The sequence below is a fragment of the Paenibacillus sp. Marseille-Q9583 genome, assembly GCF_976954365.1.
The window spans coordinates 1-7007 of the sequence record NZ_CDRJTB010000123.1 but is presented as its reverse complement, the minus strand read 5'-3'; the positions used below and the strand labels follow the sequence as shown (position 1 = coordinate 7007).

The following is a 7007-nucleotide window of genomic DNA, read 5'->3' as shown; positions in this document are numbered from 1 at the left end:
GAAGGTCATGGAGAGGAAATTTGGAACTGGAGGAGCGAGAGCGTCCGCCTTTGTCTCCGGATTTTATCCGCTAAGAGCGGCATAAATCAGAAAATCTGGAGACAACAGCGGCCGTAAGTCCAAAGTTTCCTCGTATTGACACCATGGTTCCCCTCTCATTCAAATCCGCCAAACAGAAAAAACTACATACAAATGACCATAAAAAACTTTAAAATGAACATATGTAAGCGTTTGTCCCTTTGATATAGTTATTTAACCTGGAGGTGTGACCAAAGTGTTGTCTAGGCTGATTGGATTGATTCGTAAGCTGAACGTCAAGCAGCAGCTCATCCTGCTATTTCTAATTATGATTTCTCCCATTTTCTTTTTGAACATATTTGGGAATTTGAAGGCGGAGCAAATACTGAAGCGGCATGTTACGAATGCATATGTGGAATTGAACAAGCAGAACTTTACAATCATTAATCGGGATATCGATACAGTTAACAAAATCACTACCACCGTGATTCAGAATCCTCTGATTCAGCAGATTAATATGACTGGTTCGGATACCATACTGGAGCGAGTCAAACGATATGAGACAATAGAGAAGCTGTTGGTCAGTTATTCTCAGGGGGCTGAACGTGGTGATGGCATCTATTACTCCCTTTATATATATGATCCAAATGATTATTACTTTTTCGCTCCCAATTTTCCACAGGTTAAGAAGGCGGGAGTTTATTTCTTTTCTAAAGCCGAAGAGCCTTACTGGTTTGAGGAGGTTATTCAGAAGAAAGGACGCGGCTCACTGAAGTTCACGGAGAGGCTAAGCGCGCAAGCGGAGAATTTAAAGACACTTACTTACATGAGAGCTGTAAACAACATTTCTAGAAAAGCGGAGACTATAGGGGTTTTGGTCATCACCAAAATGGACTCTAAAATTGGAGAATCTCTCAAATCGATATCTTTACCTGACGGAGAAATTTACTTAACAGACTTAAATAATCGTGTTCTCGCTTCCACTACGAATAATACTGGAGAAGTAATCGCGTTGCCGGAGACGGTTGTTGCCGAGGATTTGGAAGGTACTGTGGATGTGATTACCTCCGATTTTATCTATGTGGTTAACAATAACCATGGGCTTGGACAAAAACTGGTCTACAAAGTTCCGGTGAAGGCGCTACTGCAGCAACAGAACGAAATGAAAAGTGTTATTCAATATATCACCGTGGCTTATGCAGTATTTGGACTAATTATGATTACGTACTTCTGGCGTTCATTAATGACTCCTTTGCAAAAGCTGGCTTTTTTCATGCGAAAATACGAGCCGGGCAATCGAGTTCCAGAGACACCACGGAGGGGGAGTAACGATGAGGTAAGTGTGCTGATTGCTTCTACTTACGATATGGCCCGAAGGCTGAATGGATTAATCACATATAAATATCAGATGGAGCTTAAACAGAAGGAATCTCAGCTTCAATTGCTATATCAACAAATCAACCCTCATTTGCTTTATAACACCCTGGAGAGCATTTATTGGAAAAGCTCTTTAGAAGGAAATGTCGAATCCGCCGAGATGATCAAGGAATTGTCCAAACTAATGAAGATCAGCCTTAGTCGGGGAAGGGAACTGATCAGCCTTGAAGAAGAGCTGGAGCATGCAACGGCCTATATCAAGCTGCAGCAGCTCCGATATGATTATGTATTTCGAGTTCTGATGGATATTCACCCTGATACGAAAAGTAACCTAATACCTAAGATCACACTGCAGCCATTAATAGAAAATGCTATTATTCATGGGGTTAAAAATATGGGTGAGGATGGTGTGATCACCATCTCAGCAGTTTGTGAGGACGAGACCGTTAGGATCTCTATTGAAGATAATGGCTATAAGTCTGTTGATTATGAAGCCATTGAAGCTGTATTGAATGATGAAAGCCCCAATCCCATTAGCGGTTATGGTATCCGCAATATTAACCAGCGTATTCATTTACATTTTGGCTCTGATTATGGCATCAGCTATACCCCTCGTACAGAAGGCGGAACGCTAGTAACAGTTAAGCTTCCGAAATCGGAGAATCAGGACTAAGGAAGGGGAGCGTGCAGATATGTTCAATATATTGGTTGTGGATGACGAACCATTGATTTGTAAAGGATTGAGCAATTTATTGGCTTCATCCGGGCTGGATATTTCTAATATCTATACAGCTAATAGCGGATTTGAAGCACTAGACTGTATCCGTATGGAGGAAATTGATCTGCTCGTTACGGATATACAGATGGGTGCGATGAGTGGAATTGATCTGATGCAGCATGCCAAACTAGCCAAACCATGGGTACAGACCATCGTAATTTCTGCTCATGAAACGTTTCAATATGCTCAAATGGCTGTTAGGCTCGGGGCAAAGGACTATTTAATCAAGCCTTTGAATAGTGAGCAGTTTTTGGATTCGGTTCGAAATGTGCTCCTTAAGATGGGGAAGCCCTCACCAGAACTAGATGTCTTCATGTCTGGAATTAACGAAAGTTTTCGACTTGAAGAGCCGTTGCCGGAATATAGCAAGCTCTTGAACGAATTGCTCATCGACCCTGGGGTTGTACTAGCTGAAGGAGATAACCTGCTGAAGCTGGATAACCTGAAGCTACAAGGGCCGTATTTTTCCGTCTTAAAACTTAAGGTGCCACTAACTGGAGTAAACCAGGAGAAGCAGTATACTATGCGGGACAGACGGCTTCTTTGTTATGCTGCGCTGAACATTGCCAAAGAATTAATGGATCAGGAATGGAACTCGATAGCCTTTTATGCGCCGGATGGAGAAATTACGATCATTATTCAATGGGATGAAAAAAGCTATGAGGATTCTTCTGCCGGCCAAATCAACAGGCTAGATATACTTGGTCGTAGTCTTCATTTTAATATCCATAAGTATTTACATCTGAATGTGGTCATTGGCATTAGCCAGATTTTAAAAGGGCTTTCGTTTATGGCCGTTTTGAACCGTCAGGCCTCTAATGCCATTCTCTGGAATAATGAGCATAGTGACCATTACGTATTCTATTATGGGGATTTCAACTGGAACAGTTACACGAGTGATCCTTCTGTAGAAGAACTTCATACGCATAGCAATCTGATTGTACAAAAAGCGAAAGAATATATCGATGAGAACTATGCGCAAAAAGGACTGACGATTCATGATGTGGCTAAGAAAAATCATGTTAGCCCCAATTATTTGAGTTACTTATTTAAGAAAAATACAGGTTATAACCTGTGGGAATATGTAATTAAGCTCCGGATGGAAGAAAGTCGGGAGATGATTTTGAATACCGATCTTCGCAGATACGAAATTGCGGAACGTGTGGGTTATGAATCGCCCGAGCATTTTAGTAAAATTTTCAAAAAATATTATGGGATTAGCCCCAGCGAATTGAAGAAGTAAAAACACTCATGACTTCGGTAGATATAGACATGTTCAGTACAACCCTCATTTCCTACAATTTAAGGTAGGAAGCATTTTGCGAAAAATGCTGATAGAACAATGGAATGAGGGAGCCTGATGAATCAAACCGCAGTAGTAACCGAAAACCCGGCGACGCTGAAGGGGACACCGTACAAGCAAAACCGCTGGAAGAAAAACTTTTGGGGATATATGTTCCTCGTGCCTGCCATTATTATTTTTATAATGTTCTTATGGGTTCCAATTTTTAAAGGCTTACTGTACAGCTTCTACCATGTTGATTTTGTTAAAGGAAACAGCTTCGTAGGCTTTGAAAACTACAGTAGAGCACTTAGTGATCCAGATGTTTTGACCGCATTAAAGAACACTGGGTATTACATGTTTCTATGTCTTATTATCGGTTTTTGGGTTCCGATTGCTTTTGCCATCATGATCTCGGAGCTGAGAAAGTTTGGGGGCTTTGTACGTGTAGCGGCTTACCTTCCTTTCGTAATGCCTGGTGTGGTTCTCTATGGACTGTGGAGATGGCTTTATGATCCGGTGGGCCCGATTAATGCGTTACTAGGCACAATGGGTGTGGATCAGGTTGCCTTCTTAACAGATACAAGATGGTCGATGATTTCCCTTGTGTTTATGGAAACATGGCAGCAGTTCGGATCAGGGATGCTAATATACTTAGCTGCTGTACTCAGCATTCCAAGAGATTGGTATGAAGCCGCTGAGATTGATGGAGCAGGTATATGGGCACGTATAAAGTACATCACATTGCCTTCACTGCGTAATTTAATCTTTTTGATGCTGATCCTGCAAATTATTGGTACTTCACAAGGGTATCAGTCACAGATGGCGCTGCTTGATGGCGGGCCAAATAATACTACGCTTACCTATGCGCTGTTGATCGTGAAATATGCATTTACAAGACTCGATTATGGAACAGCTACTGCGCTTGGCATGTTAATGTTCATTGTCCTAGGTGGTTTGGGCATTTTACAGTTCAAGCTTAACAAGGAGGACTACTAAGATGAAAAGCGCAGATAGAGGAATTCTTTCAGAACACGATTTGAAAAAAACAAGTAATAAGATTGTTTATGGCTTGATGTGCGTAGTCATTTTGGTTATGGTTTTTAGCATGCTGTACCCGATTTGTATGACGTTATTCAACGGGTTGAAGTCGAATCAAGAGGTGAATTCATTCCCGCCGCATTTTTTCCCTCAGGAATGGCACTTCAGCAACCTTAAAGACGCGATGAACTACATTGATCTACCCATGTTCCTTAGAAACACCATTTATATCTTTTTAGGGAATATGGTCGTGACTCTTGTGGTTTTGGGAATGTCAGCTTTTAGTATTTCTCGTATGAATGTTCCTTACAAAAGAGCTATTTACTTCTTCTTTCTGATGACATTGTTTATTCCGGCGACCAGTTACATGATCCCGAACTTTGTCAATTTGAAGGAGCTAGGATTGCTGAATCAGTATGCGGCCTTCTGGTTGCCAGCGGGTGCAAACACGTTCTACTTTCTATTGTTAAAGAATTTTTTTGATGGGATTCACCCGGAAATCTTTGAAGCAGCACGAATTGATGGGGCCTCTGAGCCAAGAAGCTTTTTCTCCATTGCCGTGCCACTATCCATTCCGATTTTTGCTACATTAGCGATCTTTATCTTTTCTACTGCATGGAATGACTGGTTCTGGCCATCTCTGGTTATGCACAGTGAAGAGAAATATACGCTTGCGACAGCTATTTATAAATACGTTATTAATGTGAAAGCACTCAATACTAATATTAAGTTTGCAATTCTGTTTATAGTATCCTTGCCTCCAATCGTTGTCTTCTTGATTTTCCAGAAATTTATTATGCGCGGGGTTGCTTTGTCGGCAGTGAAAGGGTAAGCAATTATCGACGAATTTACCCACGGATCGTAAACATGCACATGAAAGGAATATAAATGCACCTCGTTTGTAAACGGTTTCTAATTTATGATCAATATGTAAGATAATTATGAATTGAAAAGGGGAGTTTCAATGCGTAAGTACTCTAGCGTTCTACTAAGTGTACTTGTAGCCGGATCGTTGCTGTCTGCTTGCAGCGGTAACAATAACGGAAACACAGCGGGAAACAAAGGCGGGGAAGCATCTACTGCGCCAACAAATGCGGTAACGGATAATACAGCAACCGCTACAGATGCACCAGTGGATGACATTGCTCAAAGAAAAGTGACGATCAAGATCCACTATCCAACACCTGACTTGACTGAAGTCAGAGCGCAAGAAGATGACAAGATTAAGCGTTTCCAAGCTGAATATCCAAATGTTGAAATTATTAAAGACGACTGGCAGTACAATGTAAGTGAAATCGGAATCAAAATGGCTGCAAATGAAGCACCAACCTTCTTTAACACCTACGCTACAGAAGCTAAATTCCTGGTGGAAAAGGGCTGGGTTGCTGACATTACGGATCTTTGGAACAAATATGAATTTAAGGATCAAATTAATCCAGTACTGCAAAATCAATTCATCATTGATGGTAAAGTTTTCGGTGTAACTCAAAAAGGTTATGTAACAACTACTATGATTAACAAAAAAATGCTGGATGAAAAAGGCGTTGCGGTCCCACCGATGGATTGGACTTGGGATGATATGCTGAATACGGCTAAAGGCGTAGCAGATGTCAAAAAGGGTATTTCCGGTATTGCTCCAATGGGTAAAGGTAACGAAGCAGGCTGGAACTGGACCAACTTCCTGTTCGAAGCAGGCGGCGAAATTCAAAAGGTTGAAGGCGGCAAGGTGGTAGCTACATTTAATTCCGATGCTGGTGTTAAAGCACTGGATTTCTACAAGAAACTTAGATGGGAAGCTAATGCGATTCCTCAGGACTGGGCACTTGGCTGGGGCGATGCTGTAGGCGCATTCCAACAAAGTCGTACAGCTATGGTAATGGCTGGATCTGATGGCGTAATCGAGCAAGCACTGAATCAAGGTGGACTGAAACCTGAGGATGTGCTCACATATCCAATGCCTGCTATGGAAAAAGGCGGCAAGCATACCGGGGTACTTGGTGGTGATTACCTCGTAATTAATCCGAATGCAACACCAGATGAGCAAGAAATGGCATTCCGTTATATCACATTTGATTACTTCTCTGATAAAGGCTTGGAAGCACTGGATGCAGTTCTTCAACAACGTACAGCTGATGGTAAATACTTTATCCCGCCGCTCTTAGATTACTACTCAGCAGATTCCGAGTTTGGTAAGAAGACCAAAGCGGTTTATGACAAGTACACAAATGTATACCAATATAGCCCTGACATTATGGGACTTCTGGATGGTAAACCTGAAGCTCAATACAATACACAGGACTATTACGCAACCATGTCCAATGTTATTCAAGAGCTGTTCTCCAAAAAAGGAACGGATTCCAAGAGCCAGCTAGAAGCAGCAGCTAAAACAGTGCAAGAGAAATTCTTTGATACGATTAAAGCGGAATAGTTTAATGCAAAAACCGGCCCCTTTGGGGCCGGTTTTTTGTTCTGAAGATTTATAAATTTATAAATCTTCAGAAATAGTGATAA

The 7007-nt window shown here is 41.5% G+C and carries 5 protein-coding genes; all 5 read left to right on the top strand.

What is annotated here, in order from left to right:
- The first annotated feature begins 274 nt into the window (after window positions 1-274).
- The 5 genes from ACWNM1_RS29785 to ACWNM1_RS29765 all read left to right on the top strand — a co-directional run bounded on the left by ACWNM1_RS29785 (window position 275) and on the right by ACWNM1_RS29765 (window position 6924).
- On the top strand, window positions 275-2068 hold the full coding sequence (locus tag ACWNM1_RS29785) for a cache domain-containing sensor histidine kinase (protein ID WP_449603810.1): 1794 nt from the start codon (window positions 275-277) through the stop codon (window positions 2066-2068).
- 19 nt (window positions 2069-2087) lie between these two features.
- A complete protein-coding gene (locus ACWNM1_RS29780) occupies window positions 2088-3416 on the top strand; it encodes a response regulator transcription factor (protein ID WP_449603809.1) in 1329 nt (442 codons plus the stop codon).
- Window positions 3417-3533: 117 nt separating this feature from the next.
- Window positions 3534-4454: a carbohydrate ABC transporter permease gene (locus ACWNM1_RS29775; protein WP_449603808.1), complete on the top strand. Its 921-nt coding sequence runs from the start codon at window positions 3534-3536 to the stop codon at window positions 4452-4454.
- Between the two features lies 1 nt (window position 4455).
- Window positions 4456-5328 (top strand): carbohydrate ABC transporter permease, encoded by an 873-nt coding sequence (locus tag ACWNM1_RS29770; RefSeq protein WP_449603807.1) that lies wholly within the window; start codon window positions 4456-4458, stop codon window positions 5326-5328.
- Window positions 5329-5460: 132 nt separating this feature from the next.
- Window positions 5461-6924 carry an ABC transporter substrate-binding protein gene (locus ACWNM1_RS29765; RefSeq protein ID WP_449603806.1) on the top strand — a complete coding sequence of 488 codons (1464 nt, stop codon included), beginning with the start codon at window positions 5461-5463 and terminating at the stop codon, window positions 6922-6924.
- Window positions 6925-7007 lie beyond the last annotated feature (83 nt).

Excerpts from the sequence above, each read along its gene's own strand:
- ACWNM1_RS29780 (WP_449603809.1), top strand. The coding sequence starts at position 2,088 with ATGTTCAATATATTGGTTGTGGATGACGAACCATTGATTTGTAAAGGA.
- ACWNM1_RS29770 (WP_449603807.1), top strand. The coding sequence starts at position 4,456 with ATGAAAAGCGCAGATAGAGGAATTCTTTCAGAACACGATTTGAAAAAA.
- ACWNM1_RS29765 (WP_449603806.1), top strand. The coding sequence starts at position 5,461 with ATGCGTAAGTACTCTAGCGTTCTACTAAGTGTACTTGTAGCCGGATCG.
- ACWNM1_RS29775 (WP_449603808.1), top strand. The coding sequence starts at position 3,534 with ATGAATCAAACCGCAGTAGTAACCGAAAACCCGGCGACGCTGAAGGGG.